Annotated in this window: 18 protein-coding genes and 1 riboswitch; of the genes, 14 read left to right on the top strand and 4 right to left on the bottom strand. The window is 72.1% G+C overall.

All coding sequences use genetic code 11. The annotated features are described in order from the left end of the window. Nucleotides 1–9 precede the first annotated feature (9 nt). Complete coding sequence (locus tag ACFU5K_RS21315) at nucleotides 10–669, bottom strand: class II aldolase/adducin family protein (RefSeq protein WP_384063958.1); 660 nt, start codon at nucleotides 667–669, stop codon at nucleotides 10–12. 255 nt (nucleotides 670–924) lie between these two features. Here ACFU5K_RS21315 and ACFU5K_RS21310 point away from each other — a divergent pair, with 255 nt between their 5' ends. The 7 genes from ACFU5K_RS21310 to ACFU5K_RS21280 all read left to right on the top strand — a co-directional run bounded on the left by ACFU5K_RS21310 (nucleotide 925) and on the right by ACFU5K_RS21280 (nucleotide 9,340). Beyond that, nucleotides 925–2,175, top strand: a complete 1,251-nt coding sequence (locus tag ACFU5K_RS21310; protein WP_384063955.1) for an anion permease — start codon at nucleotides 925–927, stop codon at nucleotides 2,173–2,175. A gap of 12 nt (nucleotides 2,176–2,187) precedes the next feature. Continuing rightward, nucleotides 2,188–2,412 carry a hypothetical protein gene (locus ACFU5K_RS21305; protein ID WP_384063953.1) on the top strand — a complete coding sequence of 75 codons (225 nt, stop codon included), beginning with the start codon at nucleotides 2,188–2,190 and terminating at the stop codon, nucleotides 2,410–2,412. Between the two features lie 148 nt (nucleotides 2,413–2,560). Next, a riboswitch (cobalamin riboswitch) is annotated at nucleotides 2,561–2,691 on the top strand. 128 nt (nucleotides 2,692–2,819) lie between these two features. Next, nucleotides 2,820–3,764: a cobalamin biosynthesis protein gene (locus tag ACFU5K_RS21300; protein WP_384063951.1), complete on the top strand. Its 945-nt coding sequence runs from the start codon at nucleotides 2,820–2,822 to the stop codon at nucleotides 3,762–3,764. Beyond that, nucleotides 3,761–5,374, top strand: a complete 1,614-nt coding sequence (locus ACFU5K_RS21295) for a cobyric acid synthase (protein ID WP_384063948.1) — start codon at nucleotides 3,761–3,763, stop codon at nucleotides 5,372–5,374. Before ACFU5K_RS21300 ends, ACFU5K_RS21295 begins: the two co-directional genes overlap by 4 nt. Continuing rightward, on the top strand, nucleotides 5,371–7,392 hold the full coding sequence (locus tag ACFU5K_RS21290; protein ID WP_384063947.1) for a putative cobaltochelatase: 2,022 nt from the start codon (nucleotides 5,371–5,373) through the stop codon (nucleotides 7,390–7,392). Before ACFU5K_RS21295 ends, ACFU5K_RS21290 begins: the two co-directional genes overlap by 4 nt. Next, nucleotides 7,392–8,000 (top strand): cob(I)yrinic acid a,c-diamide adenosyltransferase, encoded by a 609-nt coding sequence (cobO, locus tag ACFU5K_RS21285; RefSeq protein ID WP_384063944.1) that lies wholly within the window; start codon nucleotides 7,392–7,394, stop codon nucleotides 7,998–8,000. The genes ACFU5K_RS21290 and cobO overlap by 1 nt, the downstream gene beginning before the upstream one ends. After that, nucleotides 7,994–9,340, top strand: a complete 1,347-nt coding sequence (locus ACFU5K_RS21280) for a cobyrinate a,c-diamide synthase (protein ID WP_384063941.1) — start codon at nucleotides 7,994–7,996, stop codon at nucleotides 9,338–9,340. The genes cobO and ACFU5K_RS21280 overlap by 7 nt, the downstream gene beginning before the upstream one ends. A gap of 50 nt (nucleotides 9,341–9,390) precedes the next feature. On the opposite strand, the gene ACFU5K_RS21275 is transcribed toward ACFU5K_RS21280, so the two are convergent. Then, entirely contained in the window at nucleotides 9,391–10,113 is a 723-nt protein-coding gene (locus ACFU5K_RS21275) for a ZIP family metal transporter (protein ID WP_384063939.1), read from the bottom strand. A 79-nt stretch (nucleotides 10,114–10,192) separates the two neighbouring features. Here ACFU5K_RS21275 and cobC point away from each other — a divergent pair, with 79 nt between their 5' ends. Continuing rightward, nucleotides 10,193–11,704: an Rv2231c family pyridoxal phosphate-dependent protein CobC gene (gene cobC / locus ACFU5K_RS21270; RefSeq protein ID WP_384063936.1), complete on the top strand. Its 1,512-nt coding sequence runs from the start codon at nucleotides 10,193–10,195 to the stop codon at nucleotides 11,702–11,704. Nucleotides 11,705–11,785: 81 nt separating this feature from the next. Here the strand turns inward: cobC and ACFU5K_RS21265 are convergent, their stop codons facing one another. After that, a complete protein-coding gene (locus tag ACFU5K_RS21265; RefSeq protein ID WP_384063933.1) occupies nucleotides 11,786–12,919 on the bottom strand; it encodes an SCO1860 family LAETG-anchored protein in 1,134 nt (377 codons plus the stop codon). Between the two features lie 320 nt (nucleotides 12,920–13,239). After that, on the bottom strand, nucleotides 13,240–14,340 hold the full coding sequence (locus ACFU5K_RS21260; RefSeq protein ID WP_384063931.1) for an amidohydrolase family protein: 1,101 nt from the start codon (nucleotides 14,338–14,340) through the stop codon (nucleotides 13,240–13,242). Nucleotides 14,341–14,443: 103 nt separating this feature from the next. On the opposite strand from ACFU5K_RS21260, the gene ACFU5K_RS21255 reads away from it, so the two are divergent. The 6 genes from ACFU5K_RS21255 (at nucleotide 14,444) to ACFU5K_RS21230 (ending at nucleotide 20,262) form a co-directional block, all read left to right on the top strand. Continuing rightward, nucleotides 14,444–15,550 carry a pyridoxal-phosphate-dependent aminotransferase family protein gene (locus ACFU5K_RS21255; RefSeq protein WP_384063928.1) on the top strand — a complete coding sequence of 369 codons (1,107 nt, stop codon included), beginning with the start codon at nucleotides 14,444–14,446 and terminating at the stop codon, nucleotides 15,548–15,550. Between the two features lie 334 nt (nucleotides 15,551–15,884). Then, the gene (gene ectA / locus ACFU5K_RS21250) at nucleotides 15,885–16,409 is read left to right on the top strand and encodes a diaminobutyrate acetyltransferase (RefSeq protein ID WP_384063925.1); all 525 of its coding nucleotides are present in this window, start codon (nucleotides 15,885–15,887) and stop codon (nucleotides 16,407–16,409) included. 96 nt (nucleotides 16,410–16,505) lie between these two features. Next, on the top strand, nucleotides 16,506–17,768 hold the full coding sequence (gene ectB, locus ACFU5K_RS21245) for a diaminobutyrate--2-oxoglutarate transaminase (RefSeq protein ID WP_384063923.1): 1,263 nt from the start codon (nucleotides 16,506–16,508) through the stop codon (nucleotides 17,766–17,768). 63 nt (nucleotides 17,769–17,831) lie between these two features. Then, on the top strand, nucleotides 17,832–18,230 hold the full coding sequence (locus ACFU5K_RS21240) for an ectoine synthase (protein ID WP_327119886.1): 399 nt from the start codon (nucleotides 17,832–17,834) through the stop codon (nucleotides 18,228–18,230). A 3-nt stretch (nucleotides 18,231–18,233) separates the two neighbouring features. Next, the gene (gene thpD, locus ACFU5K_RS21235) at nucleotides 18,234–19,127 is read left to right on the top strand and encodes an ectoine hydroxylase (protein WP_384063921.1); all 894 of its coding nucleotides are present in this window, start codon (nucleotides 18,234–18,236) and stop codon (nucleotides 19,125–19,127) included. Between the two features lie 127 nt (nucleotides 19,128–19,254). Continuing rightward, nucleotides 19,255–20,262, top strand: a complete 1,008-nt coding sequence (locus ACFU5K_RS21230) for a VOC family protein (protein WP_384063918.1) — start codon at nucleotides 19,255–19,257, stop codon at nucleotides 20,260–20,262. Nucleotides 20,263–20,310: the final 48 nt, after the last annotated feature.

Genomic DNA, 20,310 nt, shown 5'->3' with positions numbered 1-20,310 from the left:
TGCCCGGGCTCAGCCGGGCTGGCCGTATCCCTCCAGGGCGGTCTGCACGTCCTGCAGCTGGGCCGGGGAGAGCAGGCTCGGGCGGTGGCCGGGCACGGAGCTCGCGGTGAGCCAGAGCCGGCACATCCATTCGAGCTGGGCGGTCCGGTCGTAGGCCTGGTCGAGGGTGTCCCCGTACGTCACGGTCCCGTGGTTCCGCAGCAGGCATCCCGTGCGGTCGCGCAGGGCGTCCAGCATGTTGTCGGCCAGCTCGCGCGTGCCGTAGCGCGCGTAGGGGGCGGTGCGGACCGGGCCGCCGAGCATGGCCGCGGCGTAGTGGACGAGTGGCACCTCGTTGACGAGCGTGGAGACTGCGGTCGCGTGGACGGCGTGGGTGTGGACGACGGCACCCGCGGAGCTGTCGCGGTAGACGGCGAGGTGCAGCGGGAGCTCACTGGTCGGGACGAGCTCCCCGAGGACCTGCCGTCCGTCGAGGTCGACACCGACCGCGTCCCCCGGTCCAAGCCGGTCGTAGGGCACCCCGCTGGGGGTGACCAGGACGATGTCACCGACCCGGGCCGACACGTTGCCCGAGGTGCCGACCACCAGTCCCTCCGCCGCCGTCCTGCGCGCCGTCGCGACGACGCCCTCCCATGCCTGCCCGATCGCGTCCTGATGGCCGTCGTCCATGCGCAGATCCTAGGACCCCGGGCGGGCGAGTGACCGACGTCTCCCCAACGGGGCAAATGGGATGAGACGGACCCTGCGGGCCTGCCCGAGACCGGGCGCCGCACCGGCGACGCCCGTCCACCCCACCTCGTACGCACACAAGCGGAACCTCCGCAAACGCTTGGGGACACCATGCCGCCCTGCCCAGTTCACCTTCCGTTCACCAAGGTTGCTTACGTTCCACGTGCCAATGACGTCGAACGATTGCCTGGGTAAATGGAACACATCACGCTGCTGCTCGCGATTGTGATCGTGACAGCTCTCGTGTTCGATTTCACGAACGGTTTCCACGACACCGCCAACGCGATGGCCACGACCATCTCGACCGGCGCCCTCAAGCCCAAGACAGCGGTGGCCATGTCCGCCGTTCTCAACCTCGTCGGCGCGTTCCTCTCGGTCGAGGTCGCCAAGACGATCTCCGGCGGGATCGTCAGCGAGGACGGCCTCAGAACCGAGGTCATCTTCGCCGCGCTCGTCGGCGCCATCCTGTGGAATCTGCTGACCTGGCTGGTCGGCCTGCCCTCGAGTTCCTCCCACGCGCTCTTCGGCGGTCTCATCGGCGCCGCGGTGATGTCGGCCGGCTGGTCCTCGATCAACGGCGGCACCGTCGTCACGAAGGTCCTGCTGCCCGCGGTCGCCGCACCGCTCGTCGCCGGAATCGCCGCCCTGCTGGCGGCGAGGCTCACCTACCGCCTCAACCGGAAGGTCACCGACGAGGCGCAGCTGAAGTCGACCGCCAAGGGCTACCGCGCCGGACAGATCGCCTCGGCCGGTCTCGTCTCGCTCGCCCACGGCACCAACGACGCGCAGAAGACCATGGGCATCATCACCCTGGCCCTGGTCACCGGCGGCGTCCTCTCCCCCGGCTCGAACCCGCCGGTCTGGGTCATCGCCTCCGCCGGCATCGCCATCGCCCTGGGTACCTACCTCGGCGGCTGGCGCATCATCCGCACCATGGGCAGCGGCCTGACCGACCTCCAGCCGCCGCAGGGCTTCGCCGCCCAGACCAGTGCGGCCACGGTCATCCTGGCCTCCTCGCACCTCGGCTTCTCCCTCTCGACCACGCAGGCCGTCTCCGGTGCGGTCATGGGCGCGGGTCTCGGACGCAAGGGAGGCGTGGTCCGCTGGTCCACCGCCACCCGGATGTGCGTCGCCTGGGGCCTGACACTGCCGGCCGCCGGTCTGGTCGGCGCGGGCGCCGAGTTGCTGACGAAGCAGGGCCCCTGGGGTGTCGCCGTGGTGGCCGTCCTGCTCGTCGCCGGCTCCGGAGCGATCTGGATGCTGTCGCGCCGCAAGCCGGTCGACCACACCAACGTCAACGCGACCGCCGAGGAACCCCCCGGCGTCGTCACGACCGCCATCGCGGCCGTCAGCCCGCCGCCCGTCGGCGCGGTCGTCCCGGAGCTCAAGACCACCATCCCCGCCCCGGACACCCAGGCCGAACCGGCCCGGCCGGCCACGGTGTAAGGACAGATCCGCATGAAAATCGACTGGGCAGCCCTCGCTTCCGTCTTCGGTGTCAGCCTCGTGATCACCGTCGCGCTGGTCGGCCTCTTCACCCTCGGCATCACCGGCCTGGCCAAGCGGGTGCCGACGGCTCAGGGCGGCGGTGGCTCCAACGCCCTGGCGCGCACCGGCGCGTACGCGTGCTTCGCCCTGTGCGCGGCGGCGGTCGCGTACGGGATCTACCTGATCGTCGCCTGACACCCTCGGGCACCCCACCGGGCCGGACACACCATGCGTGTGTCCGGCCCGGTGTGCGTCCGACCACACTGAAGCCACGCAGGTCAACGGCAGGTTGACGGGCGTTCACGGGGCGTGGTGGACTGCCGGAGCCATTTACGGCGACAGGAGAGGAAGCCGGTGCGAATCCGGCGCGGTCCCGCCACTGTCACCGGGGAGCAGTCCTCCTTACGGAAGTCACGGCCCGCCACCGCGGGCTGGAAGGCCGGAGGACCCGCGGATCCGGAAGCCAGGAGACTCTCGTCGCCGGTCACGTCGAACCAGGGCGCGGACCCTGAGTGAGGACATCTGCCATGCCCGGCCGCCGTGCTTCTGTGCCCGCACCACCTGTGACGACATCACTCCGAGGCGCGACGGACCGCTGATCCGTGCGAGCCGACCGCATCTTCGCGTACGGCGCCGCCGCCGGCCTGATCGGCGACCTGCTGCTCGGTGATCCCCGGCGGGGCCATCCCGTCGCCGCCTTCGGGCGGGCCGCCATGGGCGCCGAGAGCCGGCTGTGGCGCGACCACCGGGGCTGGGGCGCCCTGCACACGCTCGTCTGCGCCGGTGGTGCCACAGCCTGCGCCGCACTGGCCGCCCGCGCCGTACGCGACCGTCCCGCCGCTGCCGTGGCACTGACCGCCGCCGCCACCTGGTCCGTGGTCGGGGGTACGTCTCTGGGCCGCGAGGCCCGGGCTATCGCCGGAGCCCTGGACGCCGGGGACATGGAGCTGGCCCGGGAGCGGCTGCCGCATCTGTGCGGCCGCGACCCGCAGGCGCTGGACGGGCCGCAGATCGCCCGCGCGGTGGTCGAGTCCGTCGCCGAGAACACCTCGGACGCCGTCGTGGGGGCCCTGGTGTGGGGCGCGCTCGGCGGGGTGCCAGGGCTGATCGGCTTCCGGGCCGTGAACACCCTCGACGCCATGGTGGGGCACAAGTCGCCCCGCTACCGGCGCTACGGCTGGGCGTCGGCCCGGCTCGACGACCTGGCGGGCTGGCCCGGGGCCCGGCTCACCGCCGCGCTCGCGGTGGCAGCCGGGGGCCGTCCGCGCGAGGCCTTCCGGGCCTGGCGCTCGGACGCCGGCAAGCACCCGAGCCCCAACGCGGGCCCGGTGGAGGCCGCGTTCGCGGGGACGCTCGGCGTGCGCCTGGGCGGAACCCTCGCCTACGGCGGGCGGGTCGAGCACCGGCCCGTACTCAACGGAGCGGCGGGCCGCGACGTACGGGCCGCCGACATCGAACGCGCGGTGCGGCTGTCGCGCCGGGTGAGTGTGCTGGCCCTCGGCGTGTGCGCGGCGGGACGGCTGGCCATGGGACGGAGAAGCAGATGAGCGGCGGACTGCTGGTGGCCGGAACCACCTCGGACGCGGGCAAGAGCGTCGTCACGGCCGGGATCTGCCGGTGGCTGGTGCGCCGGGGGGTGAAGGTCGCGCCGTTCAAGGCGCAGAACATGTCGCTGAACTCGTTCGTCACCCGGGAGGGGGCGGAGATCGGCCGCGCCCAGGCGATGCAGGCACAAGCGGCCCGGGTTGAGCCGTCGGCCCTGATGAACCCGGTGCTGCTGAAGCCCGGCAGCGACCGTTCCAGCCAGGTGGTCCTGATGGGCAGACCGGTCGGCGAGATGAGCGCCCGCGGCTACCACGGCGGGCGTCAGGAAACGCTGCTCGGCACGGTCGTGGACTGCCTGGAGCAGCTGCGGGGCACGTACGACGCCGTGATCTGCGAAGGGGCGGGCAGTCCCGCCGAGATCAACCTGCGGCGCACGGACATCGTCAACATGGGCATCGCGCGGGCCGCGGACTTCCCCGTGCTGGTGGTCGGCGACATCGACAGGGGCGGTGTGTTCGCCTCGTTCTTCGGCACGACGGCGCTCCTGGGCCCGGAGGACCAGTCGCTGGTCGCCGGGTACCTCGTCAACAAGTTCCGCGGCGACGTGTCGCTGCTGGAGCCCGGCCTCGACATGCTGCACGGGCTCACGGGCCGGCGGACCTACGGCGTGCTGCCCTACACCCACGGGCTGGGCATCGACGAGGAGGACGGCCTGAGGGTCTCCATGCGCGGCACCGTGCGCGGGTCGGCCGTGGCGCCGCCGCACGGTGAGGACGTGCTGCGGGTCGCGGTGTGTGCCGTACCGCTGATGTCGAACTTCACCGATGTGGACGCGCTGGCGGCCGAGCCCGGGGTGATCGTGCGGTTCGTGGACCGCGCGGAGGAACTCGCCGACGCGGACCTCGTGATCGTGCCCGGCACGCGGGGCACCGTGAAGGCGCTGGCGTGGCTGCGGGAGCGCGGTCTGGCCGGGGCGCTGCTGCGCAGGGCTGCCGAGGGCCGGCCCGTGCTGGGGATCTGCGGCGGATTCCAGGTGCTCGGTGAACGCATCGAGGACGACGTCGAGTCGCGGGCCGGTGTGGTGGACGGGCTCGGGCTGCTGCCGGTGCGGGTCCGCTTCGGCCGGGAGAAGGTGCTGGGCAGGCCGGTGGGGTCGGCGCTGGGGAGGCCCGTGGAGGGGTACGAGATCCATCACGGGGTCGCCGACGTGGGCGGCGGCGAGCCCTTCCTGGACGGGTGCCGGGTGGGCTCGGTGTGGGGGACGCACTGGCACGGCTCGCTGGAGAGCGACGCCTTCAGACGCGCGTTCCTGGGTGAGGTCGCCCGGGCCGCCGGGCGGCGGTTCACCGCGGCTCCGGACACGAGTTTCGCCGCGCTGCGGGAGGAACAGCTCGACCGGCTGGGGGATCTGATCGAGGAGCACGCGGACACGGACGCCCTGTGGCGGCTGATCGAGGAGGGCGCGCCGGCCGGACTGCCCTTCGTGCCGCCGGGCGCGCCCGCGCCGGTTCCCGCCCGTTCCCCGGCGACGGGGCCGTACGCCCCCGATGGCGCGCCGGCCGTGCCGGACGCCGGGACCGAAGTACACGTGACCGAGGAGGCCGCCCTGTGAGTACGCCGTACCCCTTCACCGCCATCGTCGGGCAGGACGATCTACGGCTCGGGCTCCTGCTCAACGCCGTCAGTCCCGCCGTGGGCGGGGTGCTCGTCAGGGGCGAGAAGGGCACCGCGAAGTCGACCGCCGTGCGTGCGCTCGCCGCGCTCATGCCCGAGGTCCCCGTGGTCGCCGGGTGCCGGTTCTCGTGCGACCCGGGGGCGCCCGATCCGGCGTGTCCCAACGGCCCGCACGAGGCGGAGGCCGGTGTGTCGCGCGCGGCGCGGACCGTGGAGCTTCCGGTCGGCGCGTCGGAGGACCGGCTGGTCGGAGCGCTCGACATCGAACGCGCGCTGTCCGAGGGCGTGAAGGCCTTCGAGCCGGGCCTCCTCGCCGACGCGCACCGCGGGATCCTGTACGTGGACGAGGTCAACCTCCTCCACGACCATCTGGTGGACCTGCTGCTCGACGCGGCCGCCATGGGGGCCTCGTACGTCGAGCGTGAGGGCGTCTCGGTGCGGCACGCGGCGCGGTTCCTGCTGGTCGGGACGATGAACCCCGAGGAGGGCGAGCTCCGGCCGCAGTTGCTCGACCGCTTCGGGCTGACCGTCGAGGTGGCCGCCTCGCGCGAGACGGACGTGCGCGTCGAGGTCGTGCGCCGGCGGCTGGCGTACGACGACGACCCGGCCGGTTTCGCCGAACGGTGGGCGGGCGAGGAGACGGCCCTGCGGGAGCGGATCGTCGCCGCGCGTGCCCTGCTCCCCCGGGTGGTGCTCGGGGACGGCGCGCTGCGTCAGATCGCGGCGACGTGCGCCGCGTTCGAGGTGGACGGGATGCGGGCCGACATCGTCATGGCCCGCACCGCGACCGCGCTCGCCGCGTGGGCCGGCCGCGAGGAGGTCGTGGCCGACGACGTGCGTCAGGCCGCGCTGCTCGCGCTCCCCCACCGGCGCCGGCGCAATCCGTTCGACGCGCCGGGGCTGGACGAGGACAAGCTGGACGACACGCTCCGTGACGCGGACGCGGACGGGAACGGGAACGGGAGCGACGAGGACCCGGACCCCGATGGCCCCGGCGGCGGCGTTCCCCCCCAGGGCAGCGGCCCCGGCACCGGTGGCCCGGAAGGCGAAGGCTCCGAGGCGCCGGGCGGGGAGGAGACGGAGAGCGGGGACGTGCCCGCGCCCGCCGGCGGTGCCGGGGAGCAGCGGCCGGTGCGGGCGGGCGAGCCGTTCCGTACGAAGGTGCTGAGCGTGCCGGGGCTGGGAGAGGGCGCCGCCGGGCGGCGTTCCCGGGCCCGCACCGAGCACGGGCGGACAACCGGGTCGCGTCGGCCCGAGGGGGCGCTGACGAAGCTGCACCTGGCGGCCACCGTGCAGGCGGCCGCGCCGCACCAGCGGGCGCGGGGACGGTCGGGCCGGGGTCTGGTCGTACGGCGTGACGATCTGCGGCAGGCGACGCGGGAGGGCCGGGAGGGCAATCTCGTGCTGTTCGTCGTGGACGCCTCCGGGTCGATGGCGGCCCGGCAGCGGATGGGCGCGGTGAAGGGTGCGGTGATGTCGCTGCTGCTGGACGCCTATCAGCGCCGGGACAAAGTCGGCCTGGTCACCTTCCGCGGCAAGGAGGCGGAGGTGGCGCTGCCGCCGACCTCGTCGGTGGACGCGGCGGCCGCGCGGCTGGAGTCACTGCCGACCGGCGGGCGCACCCCGCTGGCCGCAGGACTGCTCAAGGCGCACGACGTGCTGCGGGTGGAGCGGCTGCGCGATCCGTCGCGGCGGCCGCTGCTCGTCGTGGTGACGGACGGCCGGGCCACCGGCGGCATCGACCCGGTGGCGCTGGCGGCTCGGGCCGGGCGGCTGCACGCCTGCGAGGGCACCGCGTCGGTCGTCGTGGACTGCGAGTCGGGGTTCGTACGCCTAGGTCTCGCCGCACAGCTCGCCCGGGATCTGGGGGGCAGCGCGGTCACGCTCGACGAGCTGCGGGCCGACTCGATCGCCGGGCTGGTCAAGGACATGACTGCTGCCAGGAGGGCCGCGTAATGCCGCAGGGACAGCCTGTATCCGTACCGGACGACGGACTGACGACGCGTCAGCGACGCAACCGGCCGCTGTTGTTCGTCCACACCGGCATCGGCAAGGGCAAGTCGACCGCGGCTTTCGGTCTGGCGCTGCGGGCCTGGGACCAGGGCTGGCCGATCGGGGTGTTCCAGTTCGTGAAGTCCGCGAAGTGGAAGGTCGGCGAGGAGAACGCGCTGAAGGTGCTCGGTGCGAGCGGCGAGGGCGGCACCGTCGCCTGGCACAAGATGGGTGAGGGCTGGTCGTGGGTCCAGCGCGGCCTGCACGGCGACAACTCCGACAACGAGGCGAAGGCGCTCGAGGGGTGGGAGCAGGTCAAGCGTGACCTGGCCGCCGAGACGTACAAGCTCTACGTCCTCGACGAGTTCGCCTATCCGATGCACTGGGGCTGGATCGACACCGACGAGGTGGTCGAGGTGATGCGTGACCGTCCGGGGACGCAGCACGTGGTGATCACGGGGCGCAACGCGCCGCGGAAGCTGATCGAGGCCGCCGATCTGGTGACCGAGATGTCGAAGGTCAAGCACCCGATGGACACGGGCCAGAAGGGCCAGAGGGGCATCGAGTGGTGAGCGTTCCTCGTCTGGTCGTCGCCGCGCCCGCCTCGGGCAGCGGCAAGACCACGGTCGCCACGGGCCTGATGGCCGCCTTCGCGGAGCGTGGCCTCGCCGTGTCCCCCCACAAGGTGGGGCCCGACTACATAGATCCGGGCTACCACGCGCTGGCGACCGGCCGCCCGGGGCGCAACCTCGACGCCTACATGTGCGGGCCGGATCTGATCGGCCCGCTGTTCACACATGGGGCGAGCGGCTGCGATCTGGCCGTGGTCGAAGGAGTGATGGGGCTGTACGACGGGGCCTCGGGACAGGGCGAACTCGCCTCGACCGCCCAGGTCTCCAAGCTCCTGCGGGCACCCGTGGTCCTGGTCGTCGACGCGTCCTCGCAGTCGCGTTCGGTCGCGGCCCTGGTGCACGGTTTCGCCTCCTGGGATCCGCAGGTGCGGATCGGCGGGGTGATCCTCAACAAGGTGGCTTCCGACCGTCACGAGGCGCTTCTGCGGGAGGCGCTCGACGAGTCGGGGCTTCCCGTGCTCGGGGTGCTGCGGCGGGCGCCGCAGGTGGCGACACCGTCGCGCCACCTGGGCCTCGTCCCGGTGGCCGAGCGCCGTGCGGACGCACTCGACGCGGTACGGGCGATGGGCGAGCGGGTGCGCGAGGGCTGCGACCTGGACGCGTTGATGGCGCTGGCCCGGTCGGCGCCCGCCCTGCCCGGCGAGGCGTGGGAACCCGAGCGGCATCCCGCGCCGCCCGCCCGGCCCGTGGTGGCCGTGGCGGGCGGGGCGGCGTTCACGTTCGCCTACGCGGAGCACGCCGAACTGCTCGACGCGGCCGGGGCGGACGTCGTCGTCTTCGATCCGCTGCACGACGAGAAGCTGCCCGCCGGCACGGCGGGGCTGGTCATCGGGGGTGGTTTCCCCGAGGTGTACGCGCCGGAGCTGTCGGCCAACGAACCGCTGCGCCGCGCGGTCTCCGGGCTCGCCCTGTCGGGCGCACCGGTGGCGGCGGAGTGCGCGGGGCTGCTCTATCTCGCCCGCGAGCTGGACGGGCGCCCGATGTGCGGGGTGCTGGACGCGTCGGCCCGGATGTCCGGGAGGCTGACGCTCGGCTACCGGCAGGCCGTCGCGGTGACCGACAGCGTGCTGGCCGCCGCCGGGACCCGGATGCGGGGCCACGAGTTCCACCGGACGGTGCTGGAGCCCGGCTCCGGGGCGACTCCGGCCTGGGGACTGCTCCAGCCGGAGCGGCGCGTCGAGGGCTTCGTGCAGCGTGGCGCGCACGCGAGTTATCTGCACACGCACTGGGCGGCCGAGCCCGGCATCGCCCGGCGTTTCGTCGAGTGGTGCGGCGGGTGAGACCGGCCTGTCGCCGTCGTGCGGCGGCGTGGGAGGTGGCGGAGGCGGGCTCAATCCGCGATGCCGACCACCAGCCAGATGAAGCCGACTCCGGCGACGGTGCACAGCAGCGTGGAGCGGGCGGGGTGTACGTGGTGCGCCTCGGGAAGGATCTCGGCGGCGGCGAGGTAGAGGAGAGCTCCGCCGAAGAAGCCGAGATAGCAGCCGAGCAGTTCCTCCGGAAGGGTGAACAGCAGGGTGGTCGCCGCCCCCAGGATCGGTGCCAGCGCGTCCGCGTACAGCATCACGAGGGCCTTGCGGCGGGCGTTCCCGTAGAGGCTGGTGATGGTGTACGTGTTGAAGCCGTCGGCGAAGTCGTGGGTGATGACGGCGAGTGCGACGGCCGCTCCGATCCCGCCGCCGATCTGGAAGGCGGCACCGAGCGCGATGCCGTCCATCAGGCTGTGGCCCACCAGGGCGGCCGCCGCAGTGAGACCGACCTGCGGCACCCGTTCCTCGCTCGCCCCGTGTGCCGCCTGGCGTACGGCCAGCGACCGCTCGACGACATGGGCCGTCAGGAAGCCGCCCACGAAGAGCAGCAGCGCCGCGGGGACCCCGAAGACGTGCTCGCCCGCGGCCTCGATCGCCTCGGGCAGCAGATCGAGTCCCACCACACCCAGCATCAGACCACCGGCGAAGCCGAGCACGAGGTGCCGGCGGTCACTGACGCGCTGCGCGACCCAGCCGCCTGCCAGGGTCATCAGGAACGCGCCGAGCGCGACGAATACCGCCATGGGCCCTTGCTAGCGGATCGACCCCACCCTCCGCACCTTCAGTCCCCCTGACCCGTGTCCCCCGGAAGGACGTCCTCTCTTGACCCGGTCCGTGCTCGTCGTGGGTGTCGGTGCCCGCCGGGGCGCCTCCGCGGAGGCGGTGCTCGGGCTGATCCGCGGGACGCTGGAGGCGGCCGGCCTCACGGCGACGGACGTGGTCGAGCTGGCGACCCTCGACACCAGAGCGGACGAGCCGGGTGTCGCCGGCGCGGCGGCGCGGCTGGGCGTGCCGCTGCGCCCGTACACGGCGGAGCAGCTGGCCGCGGTGCCGGTGCCTCATCCATCGGCCGCACCCCGTGCCGCCGTGGCCACCGGGTCGGTCGCCGAGGCAGCCGCGCTCCTGAGCGCGGATGAACTGCTGGTACCCAAGCGGAAGTCGGCGTCGGTGACCTGTGCGGTGGCCCGCCGGAACCCGATGTCCAAAACCCGGGCATCGACGAATGGCGCCCCGCCGTCCACCATGGCTGCCATGCTCCCCCCCACGAAGCACATCGAGAACACCGGGCCCGATCTGCGGCACCACGGTGACGCGGAGACACGCGGCCTGGATCTGACGGACCTGGCAGTGAACGTCCGGACCGGCACACCCCCGGACTGGCTGCGCGAGCGCATCGCCGCTTCGCTCGGTTCCCTGTCCTCCTATCCGGACGGGCGGCAGGCCCGTACGGCGGTGGCCGCTCGGCACGGTCTGCCCGAGGAGCGGGTCCTGCTCACGGCCGGCGCCGCCGAGGCGTTCGTGCTGATCGCGCGCGCCCTGCCCGCCCGCCGGCCGGTCGTCGTGCATCCCCAGTTCACCGAGCCCGAGGCCGCCCTGCGCGCGGCGGGTCACGAGGTGGGGCGGGTGCTGCTGCGCCCGGAGGACGGCTTCCGGCTCGATCCGGCGGCCGTGCCCGAGGACGCGGACCTGGTGATGGTCGGCAATCCGACGAACCCGACCTCCGTGCTCCATCCCGCCGCGGTGCTCGAGGAACTCGCACGGCCCGGGCGGACGCTGGTGGTGGACGAGGCGTTCATGGACGTCGTCCCGGGCGAGCGGGAGGCCCTGTGCGCACGTCAGGACATCCCCGGTCTCGTCGTACTGCGGAGCCTGACCAAGACGTGGGGCCTGGCGGGCCTGCGGATCGGTTACGTGCTGGCCGATCCCGCGACGACCGCCCTGCTGCATGAGGCGCAGCCGCTGTGGCCGGTGTCCTCTCCGGCGCTGGCCGCCGCCGAGGCGTGCATGGACCCGCGCGCGCTGGTCGAGGCGGCGGACGCGGCGGACCGGATCGCGGTGGACCGCGCGCATCTGCTTGCGGGCCTGGCGGAGTTCGGCGAGCTGACGGTCGTGGAGCCGGCCGCGGGGCCGTTCGTGCTGCTGAGGCTGGAGCGCGCGGACGAGGTGCGCGCACTGCTGCGTTCGCGGGGCTTCGCGGCGCGCCGCGGGGACACGTTCCCGGGGCTGGGCAGCGACTGGCTGCGGCTCGCCGTGCGCGACCGTGTCACGACCAACCGGTTCCTGCAGGCCCTCGACCTGGCCTTGCAGGGCTTGCCCCGAAGAGCCGCGGGCTGACTCCCATCACCCCCGCAGGGGAGAGCGGTGTTCCGTCCTGCGAACACCGCTCTCCCCTGGGAGCGCCCGGGTGGGGGACGGTCAGCCCTGGGCCCGCCTGCGCGCGACGACGGTGGCACCCGCCCCGACCGCCAGCAGAACGGCGGCGCCGCCCGCGATGTACGGCGTCGAGGAACTGGAGCCCGTCTCGGCGAGATCGCCCGTGCCGGCGGCCTGGACCGGGTCGGCACCGGTCTGCGGCTTCACGTCGACCGGTTCCTCCTTGCCGCCTGTGCCGCTCCCGCTCGTGCCGCTCCCTCCCGTGTCACCGGAACCCCCCGTGTCACCCGAGCCGCCGTTACCGGCCGTGGAGCCGGTCGTGGAGCCGCCCGTCGAACCACCGCTGCCGCCGTCCTCGCCCCCGTCGCCCGATCCCCCGTTCTGCGAACCACCGTCCTCGGAACCGCCGTTGCCGGAACCGCCGTTGTCCTGGCCCCCGTTGTGCGACCCGCCGCCCTTCGGCGTCTCACACGTCGCCTCGGCGAGCGTGACCTCACCCTCGACCTCGGCGACGTTCAGCTCGAGCGGGTTCACCGACACCCGCAGCCGCAGCGCCGTCGCGGCCGCCGTCCGCGAGGTGGTCTCGGTCTTCGACAGGTCGAGCGTCACCTCGCCGACCCCCGGCACGTCGACCTCCGTGGTGCCGCCGGAGGTCAGCCGGATCCTCTTGCCGAGCACCGAGACGTGCCCGAGGACGTTGGACTCCGCGACCGGCGTCCTGCCCACCCGGCACGTCGCCTTCGAGGTGACCTTCTCGACCTCGATCAGCGACAGCCTTGGCAGTCCCGGCACATGGACGCGGGCCTTGGCCAGGTTCGTGTACCCCTCGGCCTTCCGCGCGTCCACCGTGGCGTCCGCCGTGGCCACGTCCGCCTTCAGCAGGTGGATGGGGCGGCCCTTCTCGGCTCCGTCGAGCTCCACGCTGAGAGCCGTCTTCTCCGCGCTCGCCGGCGCGTGCACCTCGTTGAGGCTGGTCCGGAGCGGAACCTGGACCGACTTGTTCAGGAGTGAGACGTCCAGCCCGGCGCGCAGCACGACCGCGCTCGCTTTGCCGTGACCGCCTCCCGGTGTGGCCGGGGCCGTCGCGGTGGCTGCCTGCGCGGGGACGGCGACAAGCAGGGCGACGGGAGCCGCGGCGACCGCCAGGGCGGCCAGGCGGAAGGTGTTGCTGTTCAAGATGGTGGAACCCCCACATGAGACATGGAGCCGCCGGCGCCGTCCAATGGGGGACATCGCGGGCACCGGTGGCCTCGACTCCGTGAATCTTTACGCACGAAGAGTGAACTGGTGGATACCTAACGCCAGTTCACCCCAAAGGGGGGTTTTCGCCCACGTGTTCGAATCTAGCGGCACAGGAGTTCCTCGGCGTCATCCTTCCGGCCCGCCCGGAGAGCCCGTCACCCCTCCACGACCCGCGAGGGCGAGATACTTCAACGAGAGTCGGGACCAGGAGTCACCGCCGGTCAACACGACGCCCCGACCGGGGTCAACCCCCATCAGCCCGTCACCCTCCCGTTGAGCACCACGTGGCGAGGGGCGGAGAGCACCCTCACGTCGCCCCTCGGGTCCTCGTCGTACAGCACCAGGTCGGCGGGGGCGCCCTCCTCCAGCACCGGGCGTCCGAGCCACCGCCGCGCGCCCCAGGCCGTGGCGGAGAGCGCGTCCAGCGGCGGGATCCCGGCTTTCACCAGCTCGGAGACCTCGTCCGCGATCAGCCCGTGGGCCAGCGATCCGCCCGCGTCCGTACCGGCGAAGACCGGGATGCCCGCGTCGTACGCCGCGCGCACCGTGTCGTAGCGGCGCGCGTGGAGCCGCCGCATATGGGCGGACCAGCGGGGGAACTTGGCCTCGCCGCCCGCTGCCATGTCCGGGAACGTGGCGATGTTCACCAGGGTCGGGACGATCGCCACGCCGCGCTCCACGAAGAGCGGCACGGTGTCCTCGGTCAGCCCCGTCGCGTGCTCGATGCAGTCGATGCCGGCCTCCACCAGATCCCGGAGGGAGTCCTCGGCGAAGCAGTGCGCCGTGACCCTGGCGCCGAGCCGGTGCGCCTCGGCGATCGCGGCCTCGACCTCGCCTCGGGGCCAGCACGCGGTCAGGTCCCCGGCGTCCCGGTCGATCCAGTCGCCCACGAGCTTCACCCAGCCGTCACCGCGGCGCGCTTCCTGTGCGACGTAGGCGACCAGATCGCCGGGCTCGATCTCGTGCGCGTAGTTACGGATGTAGCGACGGGTCCTGGCGATGTGGCGGCCCGCCCTGATGATCTTCGGCAGGTCCACGCGCTCGTCCACCCACCGGGTGTCGGAGGGCGATCCCGCGTCCCGGATGAGCAGCGTGCCGGCCTCCCGGTCGCAAAGGGCCTGCTTCTCGCTGGTCGCCGCGTCGACGGGCCCCTGGTGGTCGAGTCCGACGTGGCAGTGCGCGTCCACCAGGCCCGGCAGCGCCCACCCGGTGAGCGTCTCAGCGTCGTCCGCGCCCGGCGGCCTCTCGTAGGTGACGCGACCGTCGACGGCCCAGAGCCCGTCCCTCACCTCGTCGGGTCCGACGAGCACCCGCCCCTTGATCCGCAGCACCGGCGCCACCTCGTGATCACTCATGCACAGCACTGTACGAGGCCGTCCCGACGGGGCTCCGGGAGGCGCTGGGTACCCTCGACGCAGGCGCTGACCGCGCACCGGCCGACCCGAAGAGAGCACCACCGTGACGCACCCGTTCCTCGACCTGGCCCCGCTCACCGCCGCACGTTTCGCGGCGATCGAGCGGCGGGTGGCCGGCCTCCTCGACACCGAGCAGGACGTCGTCATCATGCAGGGCGAGGCGCTGCTGCCCCTCGAAGGCTGCATCCGGGGCGGTGCCCGTCCCGGCTCGACCGCGCTGAACGTCGTCACGGGGCCGTACGGCCAGACCTTCGGCAACTGGCTGCGCGACTGCGGCGCCGAGGTCGTCGACCTCGAGGTCCCGTTCCACTCCGCGGTCACCGCCGAGCAGGTCGAGCGGGCGCTGGCCGAGCACCCGGAGATCGACTTCGTGTCGCTGGTGCACGCCGAGGCGGCGACCGGGAACACCAATCCCGTCGCCGAGATCGGTGAGGCCGTACGCGCGCACGGCGCTCTGTTCATGCTGGACGCCGTCGCGTCGGTCGGCGCGGAGCCGCTGCTGCCCGACGCCTGGGGCGTGGACCTGTGCGTCATCGGCGCGCAGAAGGCCATGGGCGGGCCGGCCGGCGTCTCGGCGGTCTCCGTGAGCGCGCGGGCCTGGGAGCGGATGGCCGCGAACCCGCGGGCTCCACGGCAGTCCTACCTCTCGCTCCTCGACTGGAAGGCCCGCTGGATCGACGGCGGCCGCGCGGCGCTGCCGCACGCCCCCGCACAGCTGGAGATGCTGGCGCTGGAGGCCTGCCTGGAACGGATCGATGCGGACGGTCTGGACGCCGTGACCGCGCGGCACGCGTCGGCGGCGGCGGCCACCCGTGCGGGCGCCACGGCGCTCGGCGGCGGTCTGGCGCCGTACGTCCACGACGCCCGGGACGCGGCGCCGGTCGCCACGACCCTTCGGGCCCCGGCCGGTGTCGACGCCTCGGCCCTGGTCGCCCGGGCCCTGGCGGCCGACCCCTCGCTGCCGCTGATCGCGGGCGGCGGGGCGCTCGCCAAGGAGATGATCCGGGTCAACCACTACGGCGCGGAGGCGACCCGTGACGCGGTGGTGTCCTCACTGGCCGCCCTGGGGGCCGCGCTGGCGGACGCGGGCCGGGAGACCGACCTGCATGCTGCCCGCGAAGCCGTCCGGGAAACCTGGCCCAACCACTGAATTCACTTATTTCACCCGTTCGGCCCAATTGACCCGAAAGAAAGGGGAGCTGCCTTTCCGGGCAGCTCCCCGCATTCTTCTTCCCGCTCTTCGCATTCTTAAACGCGGAAGTTCGCACAGGGTGGATCCTGCAATCCGGCCGCGTGTCGTGGGGGTTACAACGATGTGACCAACCCCACATCGGTTCCGTTATGACCGATAAATTCGGGACAAGAACACACAAATTTTCGCCCGATCGAAGCCGATCCACGCCCGCCTGATAACACAGCCCTCCCGCTGACCCAACCCCTTCCGGCGATGCAATTTTGATTTTTGCTGGGTAAATTCAATTCTCATGACCGCCGCACCAGCAGATTTTGCAAGTGCCCGAAGCGAATTCCTCAGAATCGACACCCCACGAGTGGAGGACGGAGCCGCGATCTGGCGCATCGCCCGCGACTCCGAGGTGCTCGACCTGAACTCCTCGTACAGCTACCTGCTGTGGTGCCGTGACTTCGCGGCGACCTCCGTGGTCGCCCGCGACGAGAACGGCGACCCGATCGCCTTCGTGACCGGGTACATCCGCCCCGACCGCCCCGAGACGCTCGTCGTCTGGCAGGTGGCCGTCGACCGTGCCCACCGGGGCAAGGGACTGGCCGCGAAGCTGCTGGACGCGCTGACCGCCCGTGTCGCCTCCGAGCAGGGCCTTGCCTCCGTCGAGACGACCATCACGCCGGACAACGCCGCCTCCGACCGGCTGTTCACCTCCTTCGCCCAGCGGCACGACGTGCCCGTGGCGCACGAGGTGCTCTTCGACGGCGCGCTGTTCCCCGAGGGAACGCACCTGCCGGAAGTGCTCTACCGCATCGGCCCCTTCTAGGGCCTCCCGTCGCCCCTCGCGCCCCGCCCGGGCGCGGCTTCCCGGGGCATGCCTGACCCGCCGCCCGTCACACCCCCCTCGAGCAGGAGATCCGCTGTGACCATCACCCCGCCCGCACTGAGTGTCTTCGAGAGCCTTGAGTCGGAAGTACGCAGCTACTGCCGCAGCTGGCCCGCGGTCTTCGACCGCGCGCAGGGCGCCCGGCTCACGGACGAGGACGGCCACTCCTACCTGGACTTCTTCGCCGGTGCCGGATCGCTCAACTACGGCCACAACAACCCGGTGCTGAAACGCGCGCTGATCGACTACATCGAGCGCGACGGCATCACCCACGGCCTGGACATGGCGACCACTGCCAAACGGGCCTTCCTGGAGACGTTCGAGAACGTCATCCTGCGCCCCCGAGACCTGCCCTACAAGGTGATGTTCCCCGGCCCGACCGGCACGAACGCCGTCGAGTCGGCGCTGAAGCTCGCCCGTAAGGTCAAGGGCCGCGAGTCCGTCGTCTCCTTCACCAACGCCTTCCACGGCATGTCGCTCGGCTCACTCGCCGTCACCGGCAACGCCTTCAAGAGGGCCGGCGCCGGCATCCCGCTGGTGCACGGCACCCCGATGCCCTTCGACAACTACTTCGAGGGCAAGGTCCCCGACTTCCTCTGGTTCGAGCGGCTCCTGGAGGACCAGGGATCCGGGCTCAACAAGCCCGCCGCCGTGATCGTGGAGACCGTGCAGGGCGAGGGCGGCATCAACGTCGCACGCGCCGAGTGGCTCCGCGCGCTGCAGGAACTGTGCCACCGCCAGGACATGCTCCTGATCGTCGACGACATCCAGATGGGCTGCGGCCGTACCGGCGGCTTCTTCTCCTTCGAGGAGGCCGGCATCGTCCCGGACATCGTCACCCTGTCGAAGTCGATCAGCGGCTACGGCCTGCCCATGTCGCTCTGCCTCTTCAAGGGCGAGCTGGACATCTGGGAGCCGGGCGAGCACAACGGCACCTTCCGCGGCAACAACCCGGCGTTCGTCACCGCCGCCGCCACGCTGGACGCGTACTGGGCCGACGGCCAGATGGAGAAGCAGACCCTGGCCCGTGGCCAGCAGGTGGAGCAGACGCTGCTCGCCATCTGCGGCGAGGAGGCCACCGCGCAGTTCCGTGGCCGCGGTCTGGTCTGGGGCCTGGAGTTCACCGACCCGGCGCGCGCATCCGCCGTCTGCGCACGCGCGTTCGAGCTGGGTCTGCTGCTGGAGACATCCGGCCCGCAGTCCGAGGTCGTGAAGCTGCTGCCGCCGCTCACCATCACCCCCGAGGAGCTGGACGAGGGCCTGCGCACGCTGGCCAGGTCCGTCCGTGAGACCGCCTGAGCGGGGTACACCCCCGCGGAAGACACCACTGAGCAGGACAGAAGAGAAAGGCACCATCCCACCGTGATCGTCCGATCTTTCAGCGACATCGAGAACACCGACCGGCACATCAAGTCCGCTTCAGGGACCTGGGAGAGCAAGCGCATCGTGCTCGCCAAGGAGAAGGTGGGCTTCTCGCTGCACGAGACCGTGCTCTACGCCGGCACGGAGACGTCGATGTGGTACGCGAACCACATCGAGGCCGTTCTGTGCACCGAGGGCGAGGCCGAACTCACCAACGACGAGACCGGCGAGACGCACTGGATCTCCCCCGGGACGATGTACCTGCTGGACGGACACGAGCACCACACGCTGCGGCCGAAGACCGACTTCCGCTGCGTGTGCGTCTTCAACCCCCCCGTCACCGGACGGGAGGACCATGACGAGAACGGTGTATACCCGCTGCTGACAGAGGAGGGCTGAACCATGACCACCGACGTACGCACCGACCTGTACCCCTCGCGCGGCGCCGCCGAGATGACCACTCCCCGCCAGGACCCGGTCATCTGGTCCGCGCCGGGCACGCCGGGACCTGTCTCCGTCAAGGATCTCCAGGGCTTCGAGGAGAACGGGTTCCTCACCGTCGACCAGATCGTCACCCCCGGCGAACTGGGCGTCTACCAGGCGGAGCTGGAGCGCCTCATCTCGGACCCCGGTGTCCGCGCCGACGAGCGCTCGATCATCGAGCCGAAGTCGCAGAGCGTGCGATCCGTGTTCGAGGTGCACAAGCTCAGCGAGGTCTTCGCGAAGCTCGTCAGCGACGAGCGCGTGGTCGGCCGGGCCCGCCAGATCCTCGGATCCGACGTGTACGTCCACCAGTCGCGGATCAACGTGAAGCCGGGCTTCGGGGCGTCGGGCTTCTACTGGCACTCGGACTTCGAGACCTGGCACGCCGAGGACGGCCTGCCGAACATGCGGACCGTGTCCGTCTCGATCGCGCTGACCGAGAACTTCGACACCAACGGCGGGCTGATGATCATGCCCGGCTCGCACAAGTCGTTCGTCGGCTGCGCGGGCGAGACGCCGAAGGACAACTACAAGAAGTCCCTGCAGATGCAGGACGCCGGCATCCCGTCCGACGAATCGCTGACGAAACTGGCCGACCGGCACGGCATCAAGCTCTTCACGGGCAAGGCCGGTTCGGCGACCTGGTTCGACTGCAACTGCATGCACGGTTCGGGGGACAACATCACCCCGTACGCGCGCAGCAACGTCTTCATCGTGTTCAACAGCGTGGACAACACGGCGCAGGAGCCCTTCGCGGCTCCGGTACGCCGGCCCGAGTTCATCGGGGCGCGCGACTTCACCCCGGTGGGGTAGGCGCGTACGACGGTCAGGTGGGGCGGGACGCATCGCGTTCCGCCCCTTCCGCGTGCCGCCCCGCCCTCGGCGCCCGGGGCGTTCAACTCGCTGGACCGGAGCACCCGGTGCCGGAGAGGGTGGGCCCATGACATCTCTCGTACAGCACATCACCATCGACTGTGCCGACGCCTACGAGCTCGCCGGTTTCTGGGCCGCGGTGCTCGGTTCCTCCGTGTCCGACGACGACGAGCCCGGTGACCCCGAGGCACTCGTCGAGACGCCGGGTGCCGCGCTGCTCTTCATCACGGTGCCCGAACCCAAGAGCACCAAGAACCGCGTCCACCTGGACCTGCGCCCCGAGGGCCGGACCCGCGACGAGGAGGTCGAGCGGCTTCTCGCGCTGGGGGCCACGCTGGTGGGCGACCACCGCAAGCCCAACGGCAGGGGCTGGGCCACGCTGGCCGACCCGGAGGGCAACGAGTTCTGTGTGGAGCTCGGTGCGCCGGAGCGCGCCGCGCTGACCGGAGCCCGGCTGCCGGTCACCGCCGACGACGTGACGCTGGCGGTGCGGCTGGCGGTCGACACCCTCGCCGAGTCCCCGGCGGACGACTGGCACATCCCGGCGGGAACGCTGGAGTGGGACTGCTGGGAGACCGTGGAGCATCTGAGCGACGACCTCTTCGCGTACGCCGTCCAGCTCGGCGGGCGTACACCTCCGCCGGACCGCGAGGTGCCGTACCGGTACGCGCCCGAGCGCGAGGGCGGTCCCCGGAACTCGATCTTCGCGAACCCGGAGGCGGGAACCTCCGGGCTGCTCCAGACACTGGAGACGAGTGGCGCCCTGCTCACCGCGATGGTGCGGACGACCCCTTCGCACGTGCGCTCCCACCACGTGTTCGGGCTCTCCGACCCGGAGGGCTTCGCCGCGATGGGCGTCGTCGAGACGCTGGTGCACACCCACGACGTCGCCTCCGGCCTGTCGCTCTCCTGGTCCCCGCCCCAGGACCTCTGCGACCGGGTACTGGCCCGGCTCTTCCCCGAAGCCCCGGACGACGAGGACCGGTGGGCCGTGCTGCTCTGGTCCACCGGCCGTGCCGACCTGCCGGGCCGCGACCGTGTCACCTCGTGGAAGTGGCACGGCGCACCCCTGTAGCCGTCAGCGACACGGAAACCGGGCGGGGGCTGGGTACACCGGCCCCCG

The sequence above is a fragment of the Streptomyces sp. NPDC057428 genome (assembly GCF_042803195.1).
Taxonomy (GTDB): Bacteria; Actinomycetota; Actinomycetes; order Streptomycetales; family Streptomycetaceae; genus Streptomyces.
This window is presented reverse-complemented; position numbering and strand designations above follow the sequence as displayed.